The following is a 21,847-nucleotide window of genomic DNA, read 5'->3' as shown; positions in this document are numbered from 1 at the left end:
TGCATGGCGCGTTGAGGCCATGGAGCGTCGCATCGCGCGTGATGAAAATCTTTCGATGCGCACGTCTCGCGCAAGCTTTGGCAAATAACGTCGTCGTTCGACAGATCGAACCGAACGGAGCATTTTCACATGTTGTCCGATGGACAAGCTCGTCCCAACGCGACCGCTGATGTTTCCGCAACGGCCAAGCCTGCTCCCGAGCCACGCGACACAAAGGACGATGCGGCGCACGCGGCCAGGCCTGTTGCGGGCGCAAAGCGTGTGTCGGCCGCGGCGAGCGACGAGGTTCTCGCGAAGGAGGCGCTCGAGGGGCTGAAACGTATTCGCGCCAAGGCCCGTCTCGACAAGATGGCGATACCCAAGCCTGCGACCACCGTCATCAAGCCGGCCGTGATCGTGGCCAAGCCGCCGCCGCCCCGCCCGACATGGGTTGCGCCGCTCGCAACATTGGCGGTCGCCGCCATGCTCGTGGTGTGCGCGTGCACCGGCGTGATCGCCTATCTCGCCACGCAGCCCGCCCAGAACAACGTTGCGGCCAATACGGAGATCAGAAATTTGCGCGAGACCGTTGCGCAATTGCGCAAGCAAATGTCGGGCGTGTCCGAAAATCTCGATGGCCTGCGCACCGCGGTCGATCAATCGAGCAAGGCGACCAATGACCGCTTCGGCCGGTTCGCCGAGAACCTGGACCGCATCGAGCGGGTGAGTTCGTCCTCGACGGTGAAGCTCGACAGGCTTGCCCAAGCTCAAGTCCAGGCGCCGGCACCGGCGACGGTGCAATCGCAGCCCGCGCCGCAGCAAACGGCGATGGTGGCCTCGGTCGCGGCGCCCGAGTTCACGGGCTCAGTCGCCCCGTCCGAGCGCGCGCCGGTGCCGCGGAAGGTGATCAAGGGGTGGTCGGTCCGCCAGGCCTACGAAGGAATTGCGATCCTGCAGAGCCCGAACGGCGTCATCGAGGTCGTGCTTGGACAGCAGGTGCCCGGCCTTGGCCGCATCGAGGAGATCAGGAGCGAGAACGGGCGTCTCGTGGTGGAGTCGAGCGGGGGCGTCATCTATTCGTCGCGCAAGGCGACGCCCTGATCGAACGCCGGCTTCTATTGGCGGTGATGCTCGAAGCTGGTGCATAGCAGATCGACCTCCGCCTCCGCGATCGGCGAGCGGAACAGGCGGCAGCTGAACTCGGCCGTGGCCTTGCTGTCGGTGGTGACGCGCTCCTCCCGGAGGAAGATGCATCGCTTGCAAACGTCGGTATGGTGCCGCTGCTCGGCCGCGTCGGACTGATCCAGCACGTACCGGAACGTGTCACGGAAGCGGGTCTTGACCTCGTCGTCGAGGACGGCAATCGCCTCGACCAGAACGTTGACGGGGTCGCGCACCAGGAACTTCTTGCCCTGCTGCGTCACACTCAGCATCACAGAGCGCTTGTCGGTGGCCGAGCGTTTTCGCTCGAGATAACCGAGCCGCTCGAGCTCCCCGATGATGAACGAGGCGGTGCCGCGCGTGGTGCCGACGTAACTCGCCAGCGCCGAAGGCGTCCGGGAAAAGCGGTTGGCGCGGGAGAGGAAACGCAGCGCCATCCACTCGCGGTCGCGCAAGCCGTGCTTGGTGCCCTCGAACCACAGGATCCGTGCGACCTGCTCCAACAGTTCAATCGATTCACGAGCCAATGTCATTTCAGTTCCGGTCGCATAAAGCTTTATTCAATTGAGCCTTGGGCAGCGCAATCTGAGTGGACGAGAATGAAGCCCGCGGGCAGCCTTCGTCCGTGCCGAACGGTCGGATTGCGCGTGGGGAAGAAGCTCTCGGTTTCGAGAGATGGAACTTCCGGACGTGGAACTAGGGCGTCACACAGAAAGTTCGAGTAAATCGCACAGCGCGAATCATCTGAAAATTTCAAACAAATGACGGTGGTTCGCGTGCTGGATTCCGGTCGCGCACGGTATCGGGGCAACATGATGTATCGTTGCGGCCACCATCGAGCCCATTTGTAGCGGGCGAATGTTTCGATTGGCGCCAGGGAGCGAAGTCTCCGCAACGTTGGACCGTGCGCGAGCGGCGGAAGAACCCCCATTTTCGGTTAATGGATGTTGCGTCGCAGCGCGGCCGGGCGGTTAAATCGGACACACGATCGATCCGGAAAGCTCGCACATGGCCCAAGGCCATTTGCTCGCAGGCTGGTGATTTGCGTTTCCCCGGCAACTATTGGCGAATGCGCAGCGCTCGGGGCACGATAGGCAGCAGCAAGGGACCGACCGATGAGCTTCGAAGACACCATGACCTCCGACGTCGTCGGATTGACGAAAGTCGCGCCGGTCTCGCGCCGCGGATTCATGACCGCCACCGCGGCAGTCGCCGCCGGTTACACCCTTGCGGCCGGGCCCGTGCGCGCCGAGGTGATCACGACCGACACAAATGGTCTCCAGGCTGGCGACGTCAGGATCAAGGTCGGCTCCGAGGAGATGCCTGCCTATTTCGCCCGCCCGGCCGGCAACACCAAGGCGCCGGTGATCATCGTGGCGATGGAGATCTTCGGCCTGCACGAATACATCAAGGACGTGACGCGGCGCCTCGCCAAGCTCGGTGCCTTCGCGATCGCGCCGGACTATTACTTCCGCAAGGGCACCGATCTCACCAAGATCGCGGACATCAAGGACCTGCTGCCGATCGTCAACGCCAAGCCGGATGCCGAACTGTTGTCGGATCTCGATGCGACGGTGGCATGGGCGGGAGCGCAAGGCCGCGATACTGGCCGGCTCGGGATCGTCGGCTTCTGCCGGGGCGGCCGTACGGTCTGGGAATATGCTGCCCACAGCGGCACGCTCAAGGCAGGTGTTGCCTTCTACGGCACGGTGGTCGATCCCGCCAATCCGCTATGGCCGAAGAGCCCAATGCGGCTTGCACCCGAGATGAAGGCGCCGGTGCTCGGCCTCTATGGCGGGGCCGACACTGGCATTCCCGTCGCGCAGGTCGAGCAGATGAAGGCCGCGCTCGAGCAGAACAAAAGGACGGCCGAATTCAAGATCTATCCCGAAGCGCCGCACGGCTTCCATGCCGACTATCGCGGCAGCTACCGCAAGGACGCGGCGGAAGATGCCTGGAAGCAGGCGCAGGCCTGGTTCAGGAAATATGGCGTCCTGAGCTAATCTCTTGTTTCGAAGGGCGGCCTGATCGGTCGCCCTTTTCATTCCAGCGCAACGGCCTCACTTCACCATCGCGCCATAGACGATGTCCTGAACCTGCTCGCGGTAGTATTTCCTGAGCTCACCGGGCGCTGCCGTCCCCACGACGACGACGAGACGCTCCTTGGGATCGCAGAAGAACTGCGTTCCGTAAGCGCCGTTCCAGGTGAACTCGCCGGGATTGCCGGGGACCGCCGACAGGCCGTCGCTGGTGCGGACTGCGACCGACAGCCCAAAGCCGAAGCCGCCGCGATGCGGTTCGACCCTGGCGACGTTGTTCTTGATCTCGGGGCCGAGATGGTTGGAGGTCATGTGGTGCACGGTCTTCGGTCCAAGAATGCGCTGGCCGTCGAGCTCACCGCCATTAAGCAGCATCTGCCCGAAGCGGAGGTAGTCGCCGATCGTCGCGAACGCGCAGGCGCCGCCGCAGTCGAACTTGGTCGGCGTATCCAGGAGCTTGATCGCCTGCGGCTTGCCGGTCAGCGGATCGTTGGCAAAGGGGCGGGCGAGGCGAGGGCGCTGCGCATCGGTCGGATGGAAAGTCGCGTCCTTCATGCCGAGCGGTTGCCACACATTGGCAGCGAGATAATCGCCGAGCTTCTGCTCGCTCACCTTCTCGATCACCGCGCCGAGCACGTCGATCGAAAAGCCGTACTCGAACTCGGTCGAGGGTTGCTGCGCCAGCGGCAGCTTGGTGATGCGGTCGATAAAGGCCTGGGTGTCGCCTTCGATCGCGGGCGCAATGCCGTCGGGATATTGCCGCGCCACCGGGCTCGAACTGTCGGGACGGCCGCCATACATCAATCCGGACGTATGCCGGTAGAGATCATGGATGAAGATCGGCGAGGCCAGCGGTTCGAGCTTGAGCGAGCCGTCGCTCTGGCGCACGCCGACCTTCATGTCGGCAAAGCCGGGATAGTAATTGGACAGCTTGGCCTGCAGCGGCAACTGGCCTTTTTCCATCAGCGTCAGGCCCGCGACCGCCGCCATCGGCTTGGTCATCGAGGCCAGCGCGAAGATCGCGTCGACCGGCATCGGCGTGCCCTTGTCCGGATCGAGCAGGCCGTAGGCCTTGTAGTGCACCAGCTTGCCATTGCGCGCGACGGCAACGACCGCACCGGGCACGCGCTTGGCGGCGATCTCGCGCGCGAAGAAATTGTCGAGGCGCGCAAGGCCCTGACTGGAAAAGCCGACATCGTCGGGGTTGGCTTCGGGCAGCGGTGCGGCGCGCGCCGCACCGAGCGTGATGACGGCAGCCGCCGTCGCGATCACAGCGATCGTCTTGTTCATTGTGTCCTCCCAGGGCGGGCTCGTTATGTGCAGGCCCACGACGCCAAGAACACGTCCGCACTCACGTGAAGTCAAGCACGGGCGCAGCATGACAGGGGCGCACCGGGATTTGCGGAACCCTATCGCCCTTCGCCGGCGCGCCACAGCGCATCGAGGCCGTGACGATAGGTCGGGTGGATCAGCGCGCCGCCGAGCTCACGCTTCAGCTTCGCGTTGGAGACACGGGCGCTGCTGGCATAGAAGCTGCGGGCCATCGCCGACATGTCGGCCGTCGCGAACGCCTCTTCCGGTGGTGGTGCAACGCCCATCAGCTCAGCGGCATAGGCGATCACGTCCTGCGGCGGCGCGGGCTCGTCGTCGCAGACGTTCCAGATGCCGCCGCTTCGGTGGCGGACGGCGGCCATGATCGCGCTCGCGATATCGTCGGCATGGATGCGGTTGAAGACCTGTCCGGGCTTGATGATGCGCCTGGCCGTTCCCGCGCGCAGCGTCGCCAGCGCGTTGCGGCCGGGGCCGTAGATGCCGGCAAGCCGCAGGATCGCGGCATCGCCGCGCGCCGCCTCCATCCAGGCCTGCTCGGCAGCAATCCGCATGCGCGCGCGCTCGAGGGTGGCCTGCGGCGGAGTGCTCTCGTCGACCCAGCCGCCGCCGTGATCGCCGTAGACGCCGATGGTGGAGAGATAGACGATTTTGCGCCGGCCCGCCGCCAGCACGTCGCCGAACGCGGCGATTGCGGGATCGCCGGCGTTGCCGGGTGGGATCGAGATGAGAAGGACATCGGCTTCGCCGATACGTTCGGCCGTCATGCGATCCGGATCGCTCCCGGAAAAAGGATGCACCTCGATGCCGGCGATATCATCCTGCTGCGCAGGATCCCGCACGGTGCCGGCAACATGCGAGAAGGTGCCGCCGAACTTCCCCACGAAATGCCTCGCGCTGTAGCCCAAGCCCAGAATGAAGAGGCGCATGTCTCTGCCGTGCCGGTCGGAGTTCCCTTCGCGCCTGCTGCGCGTCCCCGCTCATAAGAGATTTTTGGGTCCGGCAAAAGATATTGCGATTTGTCTCGCCCTCCACCTCGGGCGATGGTTGCTCGTCACCGAGGGGCGTCCTGATCATGCAGGCAGCAACAGCCACGATTGCGCCATCCGGTGCCGCGGAACTGATCCGGCGCGCCGCCGCGCTGATTTTCGACATCGACGGCACCCTGGCCGAAACCGAGGAACTGCATCGGCAGGCCTTCAACCATGCCTTCATCCGCCAAGGTCTCGACTGGCAGTGGGACCGCGCCGTCTACAAGGACCTGCTGCGGGTGACCGGCGGCAAGGAGCGTATGCGCGCCTACCACGCAAGGCTGCGGAGCGCAGCGCCATTGTCCGATGAGGACATCGCCGCGCTTCACCGCATCAAGACCGCGCGTTACGCCGAGCTGGTCGAAACCGGCTGCTGCCCTTTAAGACCGGGAGTGATCGAGCTGCTCGCTGCGGCGAAGTCGCGCGGCCAGCGGCTTGCGATTGCGACCACGACCTCGCACGGCAACATCGATGCGCTGCTGGCCCAGGCGCTGGGGGCGAGCTGGGCTGCGGAGTTCGACGCGATCGTTGCCGGCGACGACGTCGGGCACAAGAAGCCCGCGCCGGACGTCTATCTCGAAACGCTGGCGCGGCTGAAGCTGGGTGCGGCGGACTGCGTCGCGATCGAGGATTCCGCCAACGGCCTGATCGCCGCCTCACGCGCCGGCATCCCCGTTCTGATCACCCGCAGCATGTTCTTTGCGGAGGATGATTTCAGCGAGGCGCGGGCTGTTCTGGATGATCTGTCGGAACTCGCCTCCGGGCAAAGAACGGGGAACCCCAGGGGGGATACATCGAGCTGCGAGGCAGAGAGCCTGCCCTCGTTCACCACATTTAAACCTTAAGATTCTACGAAGAGGACTCAGCTACGGGCCGGGGAACATGCAAACAGCCTTCGTACAGAAGCCATCCGTAGACTTCGGGCAATGAAGGTTTGGCAGACCAGCTGCATCGTGGCTGTGATCGCATCCGCGGGACTTTACCTGGCCGCCGGTAACAGACCGGCCGCCACGGCGCCGGACCTCCTGCCCGAAGCGGCAGCGAGCATGGCGTCGCCTGCGAACACGGTGACGCCTGCCTTGTACGCGGAGGCATCCGCCAGACTTGCGGCAGCGCTTCGGTCAGAAAGTGTAGCGCCTGGCTCGGAGACGTCAGCAGGTTCCAGTCCGTCGAGCACCGAAGCGGAGATCGTCGATGAACCCGTCGCGCCAAAACTGGCGTCGTTGGGACAGGATGTCGTCCAACCGCTGCCGCCGGAACGCGATGCGTCCAACGAGGCTCCGAAAGCGGCGTCGACGCAGGATTTTCGTCATCTGGTCTACTATGTCTGGTCCGAATTGCCGCCCGTCGAGAAACCGGCGGAGATCGTCTTGCGTGCGTTCAAGGACATTCCGGTCGGAACGCCGGCCGAAGAGATCAAGCGCGCCTCCGACGCGTTTGGCCTCGATTTCAATTTCATGATGGCGGTTGCCAAGATCGAGTCCGGCTTCAACCCCAATCAACGCACAGGGTCGTATATCGGGCTTTTTCAGCTCAGCCACTATGAGTTCGGCAAGTTCGGCTACGGGCAGATTCGCAGCCCGCGGGATAACGCCGTCGCGGCCGCCTACAAGATCATCACTGAAGGCGTCCAGTTCGGATGGATCACGCATCGGACGCCGGACATGAGCGATCTCTACCTGATCCATCAGCAGGGCTGGGAAGGCGCCGCCGAGCACATCAGCAAGCCCGCTCGGCTCGCCTGGAAATCCATGTGCGCCAGCAGCGAAGGCAAGGAGAAGGGCGAGCGGTGGTGCAAACGCGCAATCTGGGGCAATACACTTCCGGCCTTCAAGCGCACCTGGAAATCGGTCGAGAACGTGACGTCAGAGGCGTTCGTCGGAATGTGGCGCGGCCGGGTCGCCGAATTCTACACGAAGTACGTGGCGACTGCTGCCGCGGCGGCAAGCCAATAATTCCGTTGTCGGCGGGGTCAGCTGAAAAGGACAAGCCGATCTGGACGCCTGCTGTTGGCAGTAGGCCGGACGCCGTGCCGCGCCGGCCCGGACCGCTGCTTGTGACCCATAGCGGACGTCGAAGTGCCGGCCAATTCATAACGGAATGGGCAAGGTAGAACCGTCAACGGACAGCAAAGCATCGATTTCTTCGCGGCGCAATCGCGTCCCCAACGAGCCGGGTGTCGTGACTTCGCGACACCCGGTCGTCCAGCTAAGAGGGAACGTGCAGCAGTCCGCCGTTTCGTTGCGAATGACCGCCTGCGCGTCATAACAGGCCGGGGATCAGCATCGCGACCTTTTCCTTGTAGTGCCGGTACTGATCGCCAAACAGCGCCACGAGATCGCGTTCCTCGAGCCAGATGCCGAAAAGGATGTAGGCGGTCGTCACGGATGCGAAGAGCAGGTGACCGACCGTCATGGTCGGCGTCGTCCAAAACGCGACGATGAAGCCGAGATAGATGGGATGCCGGATAAGGCCATACAGCCCGGGCGTCCTGAACTTCATGGGTGCGGCCAGCCGCCCCAGGAAATGCGAGACGACCTGCGTCAGGCCGAACAGCTCGAAATGGCTGATTAGGAACGTGCTGTAGAGCACGATGAGCCAGCCGGTGAAGTGGCCGGCAACGGCGGCATAGGCGAGCGACGGCGTCTCGATCGACCAGATCACCGCCGGCATCGGCTGCCACTGCCAGAACAGCAGGGTCAGGCTCAGGCTCGCCAACAGCACATAGGTGCTGCGCTCGAGCGCAGGCGATGCGACGCTGGCGAACAGCCGCTTGAAGCCCTGTCGCGCCATGCCGCTGTGCTGGACCGCGAACAGCGACATCAGTCCGAGATTGACGACGAGTGCATAGGCAGGCGAAGGCGCCGCACCGCTGTCAATCGTCTTCGGAACGATGAGCTGTGAGACGAAGCCGACGGCATAGAGAAACGTGCCGAAAAAGACGGAATAGGAAACCACGCCGTAGCCGAGCACGAGGCTTCGTGCGGCGAGCGAGCTCTGGGCCTGAACCGGCCCGTTCTGCAGGGTGATGGACATGTCCTGATCTCCGGATGTGCGGTTGGTGGGATAACGGCGGCGGCGACGGCGATCCGTTGCCGCGGCCGTCGGGCCGGCTCAGATGCAGGCGAACCCGATGCAGACCTTCTTGACGTGGCAAAGGTTGCCCAGGCAGTCGACCGGCTTTCGTTTGGGCGGGGTGTCGCGGACGGTCACGCCCCCGCCTCCTGCGCTGCGATGATCCCGGACCTCCGGTTGTCCCTCGCGATGGTCACGAACCACCGGCTTGTCGCGATGGTCACGGACATTCGTCGCGGCGGAAGCCGTGGTCAGCGTCATCACCACGCCTGCCATTCCGATCGCCAGCGCGATCGTCGTCTTGAAGGCGGTCTTCTTGGAGGCGTTGCTGTCGAATGCATGCTTGGACTTGAAAAGCGAGTTCATGGCTTTCTCCTAGGTTGGAAATCTTGTTGCAGGGACGTGCGGGCTCGGACCGCGAAGGCGGATCTGCCTTCGTGGTCGGAGTTGGTGAGGCACGACGCTGACGGCGCCGGCCATGGGGCCTTGAAGAGGTGTTACTCAGCGCGCGCGATGGTCGCGAAGCTTTGGTTCGGCTCTCGCCGTGTCGCAGCCGCCATCTGGCGTGTGGGTGTGGCTGCGCGGGTCGCAGAATGTCCTCGGCGCCTGATTGACCTGGCCGCCGCGATGATCGCGCACGGCCGGATCCTCCGCCTTCGCCGCGGCGGGCGAGAGCGAGCTGGCAACCATGAGAACGAGTATCGCGGCGCGGACGTCGGGAACGCTGCGGCGGCGGGCATCGTTGCCGTGCCGGTCGCGGAGCTTCTTCATCATGAATTGCGTGGCCGCCCGCTCGCGCTTGGCCAGCATGTCGGCAACCGACCGGTTGACGAACCGGCGCAGCCGCACAAGCAGGGCAGCGAGGTATCGATGCGACGGGCTCAGCGCGGACGCCTGAGAGGGCATGGACATGTGATTTCCTTTCGATGGGTTCGAGACGATGACGCCCGCGCTGGTAGTCAGTAACTAGACGCGCAGTTGTCGTATTGCCGGTTGCAGGTCCGATTGATGCAGGCAGTCCAGTCGCCCCTGCCTGCGGCTCCCGCGCAACGCTGGTTGCAGAGCCTGTATTTCTGAATGCAACTCATCTTCGCTGCATCGGCCGTTCCGGCCGAACTAAAAACCGAGCTGGCCGCAAGACCGGCGATGAGCAGAAGGGATTTCCAGAAGGGCTTGTTCAAGTGTTGCTCCTTATCGTTGGATCGGTTGCATGATCGGCGGATGATCGCGCCGATCGCTATTCCGCGGCGGCCGTCTGCTGTGCGGGATCGGCCCGCACGACGACGGTGGCGGCGACCTTGTAGAATTCCTCGCCGGGCATGCCGACGCGATGCGCATGCTCGCGGATGGACTCGCCGTCGCGCGCCTCATAGATGCAGAAAGTGCCGATGCGGCCGTCGGCCTCGTGCACCACGTAGCTGCGGATCCAGCGCACGCGGTCCGGCATCTGCTCATTGCCGATACGGGCCGATTTCGCGCCTGCAGCTTCGAGCTCGGCGAGGTTGGCCCAGGCGCTCGGGCGGCGAATGACGTAGAGTTCCATGTCAGATCTCCTCAGGGGTGTGGTTGTCGACTGATGGGCCAAGAACGACCGCCTGGGAGCTATAGGCGCAGCCGGCGCTGACCGTCCTTACCAGGGCCTGATCATTTCCTGATGCCTGGCTGAACCTTTCCCGTCCTGCGCGGACACACCGACATGATCCACAGGTTCGGACCCTTCGAGCTCGACGAAGCGAGTCGCGTCGTTCTGTGCGCGCGGCGCGAGGTCGCCTTGCAGCCGAGGGTGTTCGATCTGCTGGCCTATCTCGTGCGCAACCGCGACCGGGTGATTGAAAAGGACGAGCTGCTGGACGCGATCTGGCCGCACGTGACCGTCACCGACAATTCGTTGCAGCGGGCCGTGAGCCTGCTCCGTACGGTCTTGCGCGAGGGCGGCATGGACGGCGCCATCCGCAATGTCCCGGGCAAAGGCTATCGCTTCTGCATCGACCATGAGCCGGAGCTGCAGGCTCCTGCTGCCGGGACGCCTGGCGAGCATGCCACAGACATGCGGACACGGGCGCAACGCGCGGCGTCCGCGAAGGTGTGGACCGAGGCCGCGGCCTTGTTCGAAGCGGCCGAGGCCGCCGGGATTCTCGATGGTGCGGACCTGCATCAATGGGCCCTCGCGCTCCAATGCACAGGCAGGACCGATGCGGCCATGCCGGTCCTGGCTCGCGCCATCGCGGCGCATATCGAAGCCGGCAATGTGCCGTCGGCCGTCGTTGATGCAGTCGCCCTGTCCGGCCTTTACTTCGAGCGCGGCCAGGCCGCGATCGCCAAGGGCTGGCTCGCCCGTGCAGAGGATTGGGCCGGCGAGATCGAGGATGCCGCGACCGCGGCGCTGGTTCTCTGGATGAAATCGAAGGTCGCAGCCTTCGACGGCGAGCCGGATCTGGCGTTGTCGCTGGCAGATGAGGCCTATAGCGCAGTCCGCCACAAGGACGCGGTCGGCATCGAGGCGCTGAGCCTCGTCTATCGCGGCTTCTACCGGTTGTGCCTTGGCGACACGCGGGCCGGTCTGGCCGACCAGGATCATGCGGCGACCCTGGCGCTCTCCAGCAGCCAGCTCGATCCGGTCATGGGGGGAATTCTCTACTGCAACATCCTGTGGGCTTCGCGGATGTTCGGGGACTGGGCCAGAGCCGACCAGTGGACGTTGGGCTACCAGGGCTTCTGCTCGGAGAGCGGGATCGAACTGACCGGCTCGTGCCAGCTCCACCGTTCCGAAGTCCTTGGCATCAGGGGATCGCTCGGCGAGGCTCTGACCCGCATCGAGGATTCACTGTCCCGTCTCAACAGCGATGCGCCGTGGTCGATCGGCGATGCCAATCGCGTCCTCGGCGACATTCAGTCCGCCATCGGCAATGACGACGCGGCGCTCGAAGCTTATGATCGAGCCTATTCGCTCGGTTGGTGTCCCGAACCCGGCCGCGCCATGCTGCTGCTGGAACGGGGCGAGGCGGAAGCGGCCCATGCCAGCCTCGAGCGCAGCTTGATCGGTAAGACCTGGTGGACATTGCAGCGGCGCGGAATCCTGTTCGCGCATCTGGCGCTGGTCGCGGCGCATACCGGCCGCCTCGAGCAAGCGGTAGTCTTGATTGAGGAGCTGTCGGGCAGTGCCGATCGATGGCCAATGCCGTCGATCCGGGCGCTCACCAACGAAGCGCAATCTGTGCTCGCGCATTCCGCCGGTGATCTGGAAGCGGCTTTGCGTCACCTCCACCTGGCTCGGCAGCTCTGGTCGAGCATCGAAGGACGGGTCCAGGCCGTGAGGCTTCGACTGCGGATCGCAACACTGCAGCTCGAATGCGACGACGTCCGCGGCGCCGCGGCGGAAGTTCATGCCGCCCAGCTCGTGGCGCGCGAACTTGGCTCGCACAAGCTTGAGGCATACTGCAGGGAACTGCAGCGCAAGATCGGTGTAGGTCAGGCTGGCTGCGCCGCCTAAGCGCAAAGCCAGCAATCGAACTTTGTAATGACGAAGGCGATTGTTAACCTCGCGCAGACCGTCATCTCGCGGCGCCCATCATCCAATGCTCGACACATTCTGTTCCTCCGACAACATTGCATGCCGCGGAGGCCGGCCAAAAAGCCTAACTTTGCTGTTAAACTGATTGAGACGCCGGGGACCCCTTCGCCTGGGATCCGATCATTTGGCGCCTGCATGTGCTCGCCAACCAGGGCGGAAACGTCAGCTATTGGCCCGAAGCCGACCTAGGCTCCTTCTGCTTCTGTTGAAATCGTTCCGCGAAGCGTCTTGGGCGTGATACACCGTGTATCCCAATTTCTGCCGATACAATTCGTTTGCGTCCACGTCTTCCCGATCTTCATCGCGTGTCCAGGAGGAGATGAGATCATGACTACGAATGCATTCTCGGACCTGACGCGGCTCATCAACGGCTATCAAATTTCGCAAGCCATTCATGTCGCGGCCCGTCTTGGCATAGCCGACCACCTTAGCCATGGGCCGCTAAGCAGCAACGAACTTGCTCGGCTCAGCGGATCCCATCCGAGGACACTATATCGACTCTTGCGGGCATTAGCTTCGGTCGGTGTTTTCCATGAGGGTGAGAACAGAACGTTTTCGCTCGCCCCGATGAGCGAGTGCCTTCGCTCTGATTCACCGACCCCACTGGACGGCTGGGCGGCATATGTCGGGCGACCTTATGCCTGGCAGGCTTGGGGCCATCTCGAACATAGCGTGCGCACCGGTGAGAGTGCCTTTCGGCATCTCAATGGTCAGAGCGTATGGGAGTATCGCAGCACCCGTCCCGATGAGAACGCGATTTTTAACCGAGCCATGACAGCCAATTCTCGCGGCGCCATCGAGGCTATCATCGCCGCCTGCGACTTTAGCCGCTTTCGTCACGTGGCCGACATCGGGGGTGGTCAAGGCCAATTGCTGGCGGGAATTCTCGCGGCAAACAAGGGCTTGCGCGGAACACTGTTTGATCAGCCGCACGTGGTCGAGAAGGCGGCCGAAGTTCTGAAGCGGGATGGTGTCGCCGACAGATGCGAAATCGTCGGTGGCAGCTTCTTTGAAGCCATTCCGGAGGGGGCTGATGCCTATGTGATGCGGGCGATCATTCACGATTGGGACGACAAGGAAGCAATTTCTATCCTGACTACATGCCGTCGCGCGATGACAGCCAATGCGAGGCTGCTCCTCGTTGAACGCATTGTGGAGCCGCCGAACGAGGGGCCAATCTCGAAACTCAGTGACCTCAACATGCTCGTCATGCTTGGTGCGCTGGAACGGACTTACGACGAGTATTGCGCGCTGTGTCGAACGGCCGGATTTGAGACGCGCGGCACGGCTCGCGCAGGCTTGCACTTCCAGATCATAGAGGCTGTTCCAATTTAGGCCGAAAAGTCTGTATTTGCTTCGATGATCTGACGTCTAATGCTGGCGCGAAGGCGAAGATCGCGATGGCACCCGACAGGTCAGAAGCCGAGGCCAGACCGGACGTGGTGGTGACGCGGCCGAATCGACGTGAATGACGCGAAGCGGGCTTCAGTGGAGCGAGGCAATCGCCACGAACGATTGCTGCGGAAACGTTAGCTTGCCACCTGCCAGCATGGAATGGTCGAGCCGAGAGGCAGCATCATCGGAAATCGACATGATTAGCCGCTCCCGCTCAGGCGCCTCTTTATCGTTCAACAGACCAGCCATCGGCGTCGCCGTGAGCTGAAAGCGCACATAATCCAGCATTGACGGAAACCTGATCTGTTTGGTGACGGGGACCACTTCGACGAAGTCAAAGCCGGCCTGCTTCGCCCAACGAGCAATCTCCTGAGCATCGCAGGAAAGATGCTCAGAACGTTTAATGCGTGAGGCCCCTTCTCCGAGACACTTATCGAGCGCCTGCACGAAAGCGTACGCCGCCGGGGTCTTCTCGATTGAGCCATAAACGCTGAATCCAGCGCGGCCGGCGGGCTTAAGCACTCTCATCATTTCCTTTAGCGCCAGAAGCCGATCCGGGAAGAATTGTAGCCCGAGTTGGCAGAGTACGACGTCGAAGCTGTCTGAATCGAACGGAAGGTCAAGCGCACTCCCCTCGATCCATTCAATCTCTGGAGACTTCGCGCGCGCAATCGCGAGCATCGCTGAATTGAGGTCAAGGCCGACAACACGTCTCACGATGCCACGTTGCTCTATCAATCTCGCGACAATGCCGGTCCCACACGCGATGTCGAGTACGCTGTCGCCGCGCGCTGGTGGGATGCGGTCGAGCAGGTCGTTGGCCCATACTGATGTGATGGCTGGCACCAAATAACGTTCGTACAGTTCCGGCGCGCTGGCATCCATTTGCCAGTGTTCGTGGACCGACATGACTTGCCCCTATTGCCGAGTAGAAGCATCGAGAGACATTTCCGTCTTGATGCTGGCCTATCGGACGACAAGCTGCAAGGGGGAGGTCCGCTTGTGGCCCTTGGCGGTCATCGGTCTACGACGCTTCGAGATCTCCCTCAAAGGTGAAACAGCCTCGATTGTGAGCACGCGACTTAGAGCGCGCCCGCCCGCTTGCTCCGTTCAGTGGACGCGGTGGCTCATTCTATCGTCGTCATCCTGTTCGACGATCTGCGCGATCGGGCTCGACTGGTGATGCACCAGGCGCCAGTCGTCGCCGACGCGGCGGAAATGGTTGGCGGCGGCCAACGCGGTGCCGTCGACGATCTCGATGCAGAGCACGCGGGCGCTGTCGCCGTCGACGATCGCCTGCGGTTCGGCGCAGGTGATCTGCGGTCTTTCAGGATTTTGCAGGATGTCGCGCCAGCTTCCGATCACCGTGGCGCGTCCGACGATCGCCGGCCAGCCGGGATGGATGCAGGAAATGCCGTCGTCATCCGCCCACATCTGTTCCATGCCGGCGAAGTCGCCCGCTGAAAAAGCGGCGTAGAAGGCCGCGTTGGCGGCGATGATCTTGCTGTCTTTTGCCATGCCTCTCGGGTGGGGCAATGACAGGCAAAAATCAAGCGCGACTTCCGTCGGTCAGACCGCAGTGCAGCATTTGCCCGCTTTGTGGTCAGGCCGAGACGAGCATCGCCACCGCCCGCCGCGCGCCGCCCTGATACAGTTGGCCGAGCGCCGCGGTCACGGCCTCGCGCAGGCGCGGCTCGGAACCGAGCGGCCCGAACACCTTCGCGACCCCAAGCAGTGCGGGCGCGAGCCGCTCGGCGACGGGTCCGGCCTCACGCGCCAGCGCGGCGAACTCGGCGGCGAGCGGATCGCGCACGTCAATGGCGCGGCCCTTCTCGTCGGTTGCGGTGACGTAGCGCATCCAGCCGGCCACCGCGAGCGCATGGGTTGCGATCGGCAAATCCTTGCGCAGGCGATCCTGCATCGCGCCAAGCAGGCGTTGCGGCAGCTTCTGCGAGCCGTCCATCGCGATCTGCCAGGTGCGGTGATGCAGCGCCGGATTGGCAAAGCGCTCGAGCAGCGAGGCGCGATAAGCGGCGAGATCAGTGCCTGATGGCATGGTCAGCGTCACCGCGGCGTCCTCCATCACCCGCGCGGCGAGGCGCGCGAAATGCGGATCCTGCATCGTGTCCGCGACGGTCCCATAACCAGAGAGATAGCCGAGATAGGCCAGCGCCGAATGGCTGGCGTTGAGCAGCCGCAGCTTCATCAGCTCGAACGGCTTGACGTCGCTGACGAGCTCGACGCCCGCGGCGGCGAGATCGGGCCGGCCCGCCGTGAAACGGTCCTCGACCACCCATTGCGTAAAAGGCTCGGTCATCACGGGCCAGGCGTCGCGCATGCCGAGCGCGTTCGCGACCGTATCGCGGTCGCTATCCGTCGTCTCTGGTACGATGCGGTCGACCATGGTGGAGGGGAAGGCGACCGTGTCCGCGATCCATTTGCCGAGATCCTTCGACCGCAGCGCGGCGAATTGCGTCACAATCCGCTGCACGGTGTGGCCGTTGGCGGCGAGATTGTCGCAGCACAGCACGGTGAAAGGCGGAAGGCCCTGTGCCCGCCGCCGCGCCAGCGCGGCCACGATGAAGCCGGTCGCCGAGCGTGGCGCGCCGAAATTGTTGAGGTCGTGCACGATGTCGGGATGCCGCTCGTCGAGATCGCCGGTCTGCGGCGTGTGGCAATAGCCCTTCTCGGTGACCGTCAGCGAGACGATGCGAATGGCGGGATCGGCCATCCGTTCGACCAGCCGGCCCGGGTTCTCGCGTGCGACGACGCTGTCGAGCAGTGCGCCGACGACGCGGTGCTCGGTGCCTTCGGCGGCGCGTATCGCAACCGTGTAAAGGTGATCCTGCGGGGCGAGAGCATCGCGCGTATCCGGGCTGCGCAGGCTGGCGCCGACGATGCCCCAGGAGGGGGCCCCGGCGGTCAGGCAATCATCGATGACAACCGCTTGATGTGCGCGATGAAAGGCGCCGAGACCGAGATGCACGATGCCGGGCGTGACGCGCGAACGGTCGTAGCGCGGGCGGCGGATGGCCGCTGGCAGCCGGTCGAGATTGGCGCGGCCAAGGCGTGTCGAACCTGGGCGCATGGACGTCTCCCTTTGCTTTGCCGCTGCTTGACATGGCGCCCTTATCAGGTCAATGCTTCGGTCAATTGGTAAGGCCAATTATCCAAAATTGGCGGGCCGCGGGTCTGGTCAGACCCCGCGCGACCCTATCGGGGAGGACCAGCGTGCCGCTGGAAGCTGTGGAGGCGAGACGGCTCTATCGCCAGGTCGCCGATCAATTGCGAAGCCTGATCGACAGCGGCGAGTACGCGGTCGGCAGCCGCTTGCCGACTGAGCGTGAGCTCGCCGAGCAGCTGAAGATCTCGCGGCCGACGGTGCGCGAAGCCCTGATCGCGCTCGAGGTCGAAGGCCGCGTCCGCATCCGCGTCGGGTCCGGCATCTATGTGATCGACCCCGCGGACGCTGCACCCGCGCCGCCAGCCGCCGGCATCGAAGGTCCGTTCGAGCTGTTGCGCGCCCGCGAATTCCTGGAAAGTGCGATCGCCGAGCAGGCCGCGCGCGTCGCGACCAAGGACGATGTCGCCCGCATCGATGCGTCCCTTCTCGCGATGGAGAATGTCGAGCATCCCGGCGAGGCCTCGATGGTCCACGACCGTGCGTTTCACGTCGCGATCGCCGGAAGCCTCGGCAATGCCGTTCTGGTACGCGTGGTGGGCGAGCTGTTCGACCAGCGTCTCAACCCCTATTTCGCGCAGCTTGCGCATTATTTCGAGAGCCCGGGCACCTGGCGCACCGCGCTCGACGAGCATCGCGCCGTGCGCGAGGCGATCGCGGCGCACGATCCGGACGCCGCGCGCGATGCGATGCGCGCTCATCTGGCGCGCTCGCAGGAGCGCTTTGCGCAGAATTTCGGCGCCGAGAACGCGGCGGGATCGTCGCCCGGACGCGGCCGCGCGGCGCGACCTGCGGCAAAGCCGTCCAAACCGAAAGATGCGCCGAAGAAGCGGACTGCGGACAGCGGCGCGCGGCGGCGATGAGATTGGACGGCCCGCATCCGTGTCGGGGCGGGCGAACAAGAAGCAGACTTGAACGATGGAGGAAAAGTCGATGTTGAAGACAATGACGATTGCAGCAATGGTCTCCGCCGCTACGCTGCTGGCCGCGACCAGCGCAAGCATGGCGCAGACCAAGCTCAAATGGGCTCATGTCTACGAGACCTCGGAGCCGTTCCACACCGCCTCGGTCTGGGCCGCGCAGGAGATCGGCAAGCGCACCAACGGGCGCTATGCGATCGACGTCTATCCGGCCTCGCAGCTCGGCAAGGAGGCCGACATCAACCAGGGCCTATCGCTCGGCTCGGTCGATATCATCATTTCCGGCTCGAGCTTCGCGGCCAAGAGCTTCCCGCCGATCGGCGTGACCTATTATCCCTACACCTTCCGCGATGCCGATCATCTGCTCGCCTACACCAAGAGCGACATCTTCAAGGAGCTCGCCAAGGGCTATGAGGACAAGAGCGGCCACCACATCGTCGCGGTGACCTATTACGGCGTGCGCCAGACCTCGTCGAACAAGCCGATCAAGACCTGCGCGGACATGAAGGGCCTGAAGATGCGCGTGCCCGACGTGCCGGCCTATCTTGCCATGCCCCGCGCCTGCGGCGCCAACACCGCACCGATCGCCTTCGCCGAAGTCTATCTCGCGCTCCAGAACGGCACCGTCGAGGCGCAGGAAAACCCGCTGACCACGATCGAGGCCAAGAAGTTCTATGAGGTGCAGAAGCACATCGTGCTGACCGGCCACATCGTCGATCACCTCAACACCGTGATCGCCGGCGCCCTTTGGAAGAAGCTCTCTGACGAAGACAAGAAGATCTTCACCGACGTCGCCCAAGAAGCCGCAGCCAGGGCGACCGGAGAGATCAAGCAGAACGAAGCCAAGCTGGTCGCCTTCTTCAAGGACAAGGGCCTGACCGTCACCGAGGTCGACAAGAACGAGTTCCGTGACACCGTGCTGAAGAACGTCGCGTTCGAGACCTTCGGCTATCGCAAGGCCGACTGGGAAAAGATCCAGGCGGTGAAATAATTCACGCCGTCGTTCCGGGGCTCGCGAAGCGAGAACCCGGAACCTCGAGATTCCGGGTTCGTCTCGCCGGGCCGCGCTTGCGCGGTCCCGTCGAGCCGCCCCGGAATGACGACTGCGAGGTTTGAGGGAGCAACCCATGTCGACCGCCGAAATCCACCGGCAGATCACCGCGGATGAGATTGCCCATACGTTCGAGGAAGAGGCGACGCCGAAGGTCGATCTCGGCGTGTACGCGTTCGAGGACTGGGTGGCGCTGGCAATCTTCTGGGTGATGGCGCTCGCCGTCTTCCTGCAGTTCTTCACCCGCTACGTGCTCAACGACAGCTACGCCTGGACCGAGGAGATCGCGACCTATTGCCTGATCGGCGTGGTCTTCATCGGCTCGGCGATGTGCGTGCGGCTGTCGCGGCACATCCAGGTCGACCTCGTCTATCGCTACCTGCCGCATGCCGCAGGCCGCGTGCTGTCGACGGCGATCGACCTGATCCGGATCGCCTTCTTCGGCTACGCCATCAAGCTGGTCTGGATCTACATCCAGATCATCGGCGACGAGCAGATGACCACGATCAATCTTCCCAAGGACTACGTCTATTACGCCGTGCTGTTCGGCTTCGTGCTGATGTTCGCACGCTCCGTGCAGGTGGCCGTCCAGAACTGGCGGCAGGGCTACTCGGTCCTCGAACGTCCGGGTGCCTACGACGGATCGGAAGGATAACACCATGCTGCTGTTGCTCGGAGGCTTTCTCGTCCTGATGCTGCTCGGCGTTCCCGTGGCGATTGCCATGGCCGCGTCGTCGCTGCTCTACATCCTGGTCAGCGGCGTGACGCCGGACGTCACGCTGGCGCAGCGCATGATCGCCGGGGTCGAGAGCTTTCCGCTGCTCGCCGTGCCGTTCTTCATCCTGGCCGGCAATCTCATGAATATCGCCGGCGTCACGGGGCGCATCTACAAATTCGCCGTCGCGCTGGTGGGGTGGATGCGCGGCGGCCTCGGCCACGTCAACATCGTCGGTTCGGTGATCTTTTCCGGCATGTCCGGCACCGCCATCGCGGATGCCGCCGGCCTCGGCACCATCGAGATCAAGGCGATGAAGGACCACGGCTACTCCACCGAATTCTCGGTTGGCGTCACCGCGGCCTCGGCGACACTGGGGCCGATCATCCCGCCGTCGCTGCCCTTCGTGATCTACGGCATGATGGCGAACGTCTCGATCGGCGCGCTGTTCCTCGGCGGCGTCATTCCCGGCGTGGTGCTGACGCTGTTCATGATGGCGACCGTCACCTATTTCGCGCACAAGAACAAATGGGGCAGCGACACCCCGTTCTCCTGGCCGCAGCTCGGCTCGGCCGGGCTCGAGATCGCCATCGTGCTGTCCTTCCCGATGGCGATCTGGCTGATGGTGATGGCCGGCATGTCGGTCAACATGGCCGTCGTCATCGGCCTCGGCACGCTGCTCATCATCGACTGGTATTTCGACTTCTCAGCCGTGATGGCGCTGATGGCGCCGGTGATCCTGATCGGCGGCATGACGCTCGGCTGGTTCACGCCGACGGAAGCCGCGGTCGCTGCCGTGATCTGGTCCCTGTTCCTCGGTCTCGTGCGCTACCGCACCATGACGTTCCAGACCGTCGCCAAGGCGACGTTCGACACCATCGAGACCACCGCCTCGGTGCTGTTCATCGTCACGGCAGCCTCGATCTTCGCCTGGCTGCTGACGGTGTCGCAGGCGGCCCAGATGCTGTCGGACTGGATGCTCAGCATCACCCAGAACAAATGGGTGTTCCTGGCGCTCGCCAACGTGCTGATCCTGTTCGTCGGCTGCTTCATCGACACCACGGCGGCGATCACCATTCTGGTGCCGATCCTGCTGCCGATCGTGCTCAAGCTCGGCATCGATCCGATCCACTTCGGCCTGATCATGACGCTGAACCTGATGATCGGCCTGTTGCATCCGCCGCTCGGCATGGTGCTGTTCGTGCTCGCCCGCGTGGCAAAGCTCTCGGTCGAGCGCACGACGGTGGCCATCCTGCCCTGGCTGGTGCCGCTGATGCTCGCGCTGATCGCGATCACCTTCATTCCTGAACTCACCCTCTGGCTGCCGAAATACATGGGATTGTCCAAATGACCTCGACCGCTCTCGCCGCAACCCTGTTTGGTCCCGAAGATCTGCGCATGGTCGAGCATCCGCTCGACAAGCTCGCAGACGGCATGGTGCGCATCCGCTTCGGTGCGGGCGGCATCTGCGGCTCGGACATGCACTATTTCCGCCATGCCCGGACCGGCGATTTCGTCGTGAAGTCGCCGCTCGTACTCGGCCACGAGATCTCCGGCGAGGTCGTGGAGATCGCGGGGCCCGCCGCCAACCCGAAGGTCGGCGACCGCGTCGCCGTCAACCCGTCGCGCTGGTGCGGCCATTGCGTCGCCTGCCGCGAAGGCCGGCCCAATCTCTGCGAGAACATCTATTTCATGGGCTCGGCCTCGAAGACGCCGCACATGCAGGGCGGCTTTGCCAACTATTTCGACGCGATCCCCGCGCAGTGCGTGAAGATTCCCGACCACGTGTCGTATCAAGCCGCCGCGCTGGCCGAACCTCTCGCCGTTTGCCTGCACGCGGTCGCGCGCGCCGGCAATATCGAGGGCAGGCGCGGCATCATCTTCGGCGCCGGTCCGATCGGGCTGCTGACCATGCTCGCCGCGCACCGCGCCGGCATGGCTGATGTCACCGTGGCCGACATCGCGTCGGCGCCGCTCGCTTTTGCCACCAAGCTCGGCGCTTCGCATGTCGAGAATGTCTCGGGCGGCGAGGAGGGGCTGAAGGCACAAGCTGCGTCGCGTCCTTACGATGTTGCGTTCGAGGTCTCGGGCACGGCCGCAGGGCTTGCCAGCGCGATCGGCATTGTCAGGCGCGGCGGCGTGGTGGTGCAGATCGGCAATCTGCCGGGCGGCCAGATCCCGACGCCGTCGAACGCGGTGATGGCCAAGGAGATCGACCTGCGCGGCTCGTTCCGCTTCGGCTTCGAATTTGCAACCGCGGTGGAACTGATCTCCAACGGCAGCGTCGACGTGCTGTCGCTGGTCACCGCCGAGCGTCCGCTGTCGACCGCGCCCGATGCGCTCAGGCTGGCGCTCGACCGCTCGCAGAGCGTCAAGGTCGTGCTGACCGCGAATTGATGG

At 63.9% G+C, this 21,847-nt stretch carries 21 protein-coding genes; 11 read left to right on the top strand and 10 right to left on the bottom strand.

The features are described 5' to 3' along the window. Positions 1 to 129: 129 nt before the first annotated feature. Positions 130 to 1,080 (top strand): hypothetical protein, encoded by a 951-nt coding sequence (locus RX330_RS30580; protein ID WP_317240953.1) that lies wholly within the window; start codon positions 130 to 132, stop codon positions 1,078 to 1,080. A gap of 14 nt (positions 1,081 to 1,094) precedes the next feature. Here the strand turns inward: RX330_RS30580 and RX330_RS30575 are convergent, their stop codons facing one another. Further along, positions 1,095 to 1,673: a MarR family winged helix-turn-helix transcriptional regulator gene (locus tag RX330_RS30575; protein WP_212088568.1), complete on the bottom strand. Its 579-nt coding sequence runs from the start codon at positions 1,671 to 1,673 to the stop codon at positions 1,095 to 1,097. A 582-nt stretch (positions 1,674 to 2,255) separates the two neighbouring features. Between RX330_RS30575 and RX330_RS30570 the strand changes: the two genes are divergently transcribed. Next, entirely contained in the window at positions 2,256 to 3,143 is an 888-nt protein-coding gene (locus tag RX330_RS30570; protein ID WP_317240952.1) for a dienelactone hydrolase family protein, read from the top strand. 57 nt (positions 3,144 to 3,200) lie between these two features. On the opposite strand, the gene RX330_RS30565 is transcribed toward RX330_RS30570, so the two are convergent. After that, a complete protein-coding gene (locus RX330_RS30565) occupies positions 3,201 to 4,469 on the bottom strand; it encodes a serine hydrolase domain-containing protein (RefSeq protein ID WP_317240951.1) in 1,269 nt (422 codons plus the stop codon). A 119-nt stretch (positions 4,470 to 4,588) separates the two neighbouring features. Next, complete coding sequence (locus RX330_RS30560; protein ID WP_317240950.1) at positions 4,589 to 5,437, bottom strand: SDR family oxidoreductase; 849 nt, start codon at positions 5,435 to 5,437, stop codon at positions 4,589 to 4,591. Between the two features lie 146 nt (positions 5,438 to 5,583). On the opposite strand from RX330_RS30560, the gene RX330_RS30555 reads away from it, so the two are divergent. Continuing rightward, positions 5,584 to 6,384 carry an HAD family hydrolase gene (locus tag RX330_RS30555; RefSeq protein ID WP_317240949.1) on the top strand — a complete coding sequence of 267 codons (801 nt, stop codon included), beginning with the start codon at positions 5,584 to 5,586 and terminating at the stop codon, positions 6,382 to 6,384. Between the two features lie 81 nt (positions 6,385 to 6,465). Then, entirely contained in the window at positions 6,466 to 7,494 is a 1,029-nt protein-coding gene (locus RX330_RS30550; RefSeq protein WP_212088590.1) for a transglycosylase SLT domain-containing protein, read from the top strand. Between the two features lie 307 nt (positions 7,495 to 7,801). Here the strand turns inward: RX330_RS30550 and mddA are convergent, their stop codons facing one another. The 4 genes from mddA to RX330_RS30530 all read right to left on the bottom strand — a co-directional run bounded on the left by mddA (position 7,802) and on the right by RX330_RS30530 (position 10,157). After that, positions 7,802 to 8,575: a methanethiol S-methyltransferase gene (gene mddA / locus RX330_RS30545; RefSeq protein ID WP_212088592.1), complete on the bottom strand. Its 774-nt coding sequence runs from the start codon at positions 8,573 to 8,575 to the stop codon at positions 7,802 to 7,804. Between the two features lie 78 nt (positions 8,576 to 8,653). After that, positions 8,654 to 8,980: a hypothetical protein gene (locus RX330_RS30540; protein ID WP_212088594.1), complete on the bottom strand. Its 327-nt coding sequence runs from the start codon at positions 8,978 to 8,980 to the stop codon at positions 8,654 to 8,656. A gap of 135 nt (positions 8,981 to 9,115) precedes the next feature. After that, positions 9,116 to 9,526 carry a hypothetical protein gene (locus RX330_RS30535; protein ID WP_212088596.1) on the bottom strand — a complete coding sequence of 137 codons (411 nt, stop codon included), beginning with the start codon at positions 9,524 to 9,526 and terminating at the stop codon, positions 9,116 to 9,118. Between the two features lie 325 nt (positions 9,527 to 9,851). Further along, positions 9,852 to 10,157 (bottom strand): nickel-binding protein, encoded by a 306-nt coding sequence (locus tag RX330_RS30530; protein WP_212088599.1) that lies wholly within the window; start codon positions 10,155 to 10,157, stop codon positions 9,852 to 9,854. 240 nt (positions 10,158 to 10,397) lie between these two features. Here RX330_RS30530 and RX330_RS30525 point away from each other — a divergent pair, with 240 nt between their 5' ends. Together RX330_RS30525 and RX330_RS30520 are read left to right on the top strand one after the other, a co-directional pair. Continuing rightward, positions 10,398 to 12,104 (top strand): winged helix-turn-helix domain-containing protein, encoded by a 1,707-nt coding sequence (locus tag RX330_RS30525; protein WP_317240948.1) that lies wholly within the window; start codon positions 10,398 to 10,400, stop codon positions 12,102 to 12,104. 408 nt (positions 12,105 to 12,512) lie between these two features. After that, a complete protein-coding gene (locus RX330_RS30520; protein ID WP_317240947.1) occupies positions 12,513 to 13,520 on the top strand; it encodes a methyltransferase in 1,008 nt (335 codons plus the stop codon). Between the two features lie 150 nt (positions 13,521 to 13,670). Here RX330_RS30520 and RX330_RS30515 read toward each other — a convergent pair whose 3' ends face one another. From RX330_RS30515 to RX330_RS30505, 3 genes are all read right to left on the bottom strand, one after another. After that, a complete protein-coding gene (locus RX330_RS30515; protein WP_317240946.1) occupies positions 13,671 to 14,489 on the bottom strand; it encodes a class I SAM-dependent methyltransferase in 819 nt (272 codons plus the stop codon). Positions 14,490 to 14,690: 201 nt separating this feature from the next. After that, the gene (locus RX330_RS30510) at positions 14,691 to 15,098 is read right to left on the bottom strand and encodes a nuclear transport factor 2 family protein (RefSeq protein ID WP_212088612.1); all 408 of its coding nucleotides are present in this window, start codon (positions 15,096 to 15,098) and stop codon (positions 14,691 to 14,693) included. An 85-nt stretch (positions 15,099 to 15,183) separates the two neighbouring features. Beyond that, positions 15,184 to 16,668 (bottom strand): mannitol dehydrogenase family protein, encoded by a 1,485-nt coding sequence (locus RX330_RS30505; protein WP_317240945.1) that lies wholly within the window; start codon positions 16,666 to 16,668, stop codon positions 15,184 to 15,186. Between the two features lie 143 nt (positions 16,669 to 16,811). Between RX330_RS30505 and RX330_RS30500 the strand changes: the two genes are divergently transcribed. The 5 genes from RX330_RS30500 (at position 16,812) to RX330_RS30480 (ending at position 21,844) form a co-directional block, all read left to right on the top strand. After that, positions 16,812 to 17,624 carry a FadR/GntR family transcriptional regulator gene (locus tag RX330_RS30500; RefSeq protein ID WP_317240944.1) on the top strand — a complete coding sequence of 271 codons (813 nt, stop codon included), beginning with the start codon at positions 16,812 to 16,814 and terminating at the stop codon, positions 17,622 to 17,624. An 82-nt stretch (positions 17,625 to 17,706) separates the two neighbouring features. Then, positions 17,707 to 18,672: a sialic acid TRAP transporter substrate-binding protein SiaP gene (locus RX330_RS30495; RefSeq protein WP_375848508.1), complete on the top strand. Its 966-nt coding sequence runs from the start codon at positions 17,707 to 17,709 to the stop codon at positions 18,670 to 18,672. 136 nt (positions 18,673 to 18,808) lie between these two features. Beyond that, positions 18,809 to 19,387, top strand: coding sequence for a TRAP transporter small permease (locus RX330_RS30490; protein ID WP_212088620.1), 579 nt, complete (start codon positions 18,809 to 18,811; stop codon positions 19,385 to 19,387). Between the two features lie 4 nt (positions 19,388 to 19,391). Further along, the gene (locus RX330_RS30485; protein ID WP_212088622.1) at positions 19,392 to 20,798 is read left to right on the top strand and encodes a TRAP transporter large permease; all 1,407 of its coding nucleotides are present in this window, start codon (positions 19,392 to 19,394) and stop codon (positions 20,796 to 20,798) included. Further along, positions 20,795 to 21,844 (top strand): L-idonate 5-dehydrogenase, encoded by a 1,050-nt coding sequence (locus RX330_RS30480; protein WP_212088624.1) that lies wholly within the window; start codon positions 20,795 to 20,797, stop codon positions 21,842 to 21,844. Before RX330_RS30485 ends, RX330_RS30480 begins: the two co-directional genes overlap by 4 nt. The last annotated feature ends 3 nt before the right edge of the window (positions 21,845 to 21,847 follow it).

Source organism: Bradyrhizobium sp. NDS-1, from assembly GCF_032918005.1.
GTDB lineage: Bacteria > Pseudomonadota > Alphaproteobacteria > Rhizobiales > Xanthobacteraceae > Bradyrhizobium > Bradyrhizobium tunisiense.
This window is presented reverse-complemented; position numbering and strand designations above follow the sequence as displayed.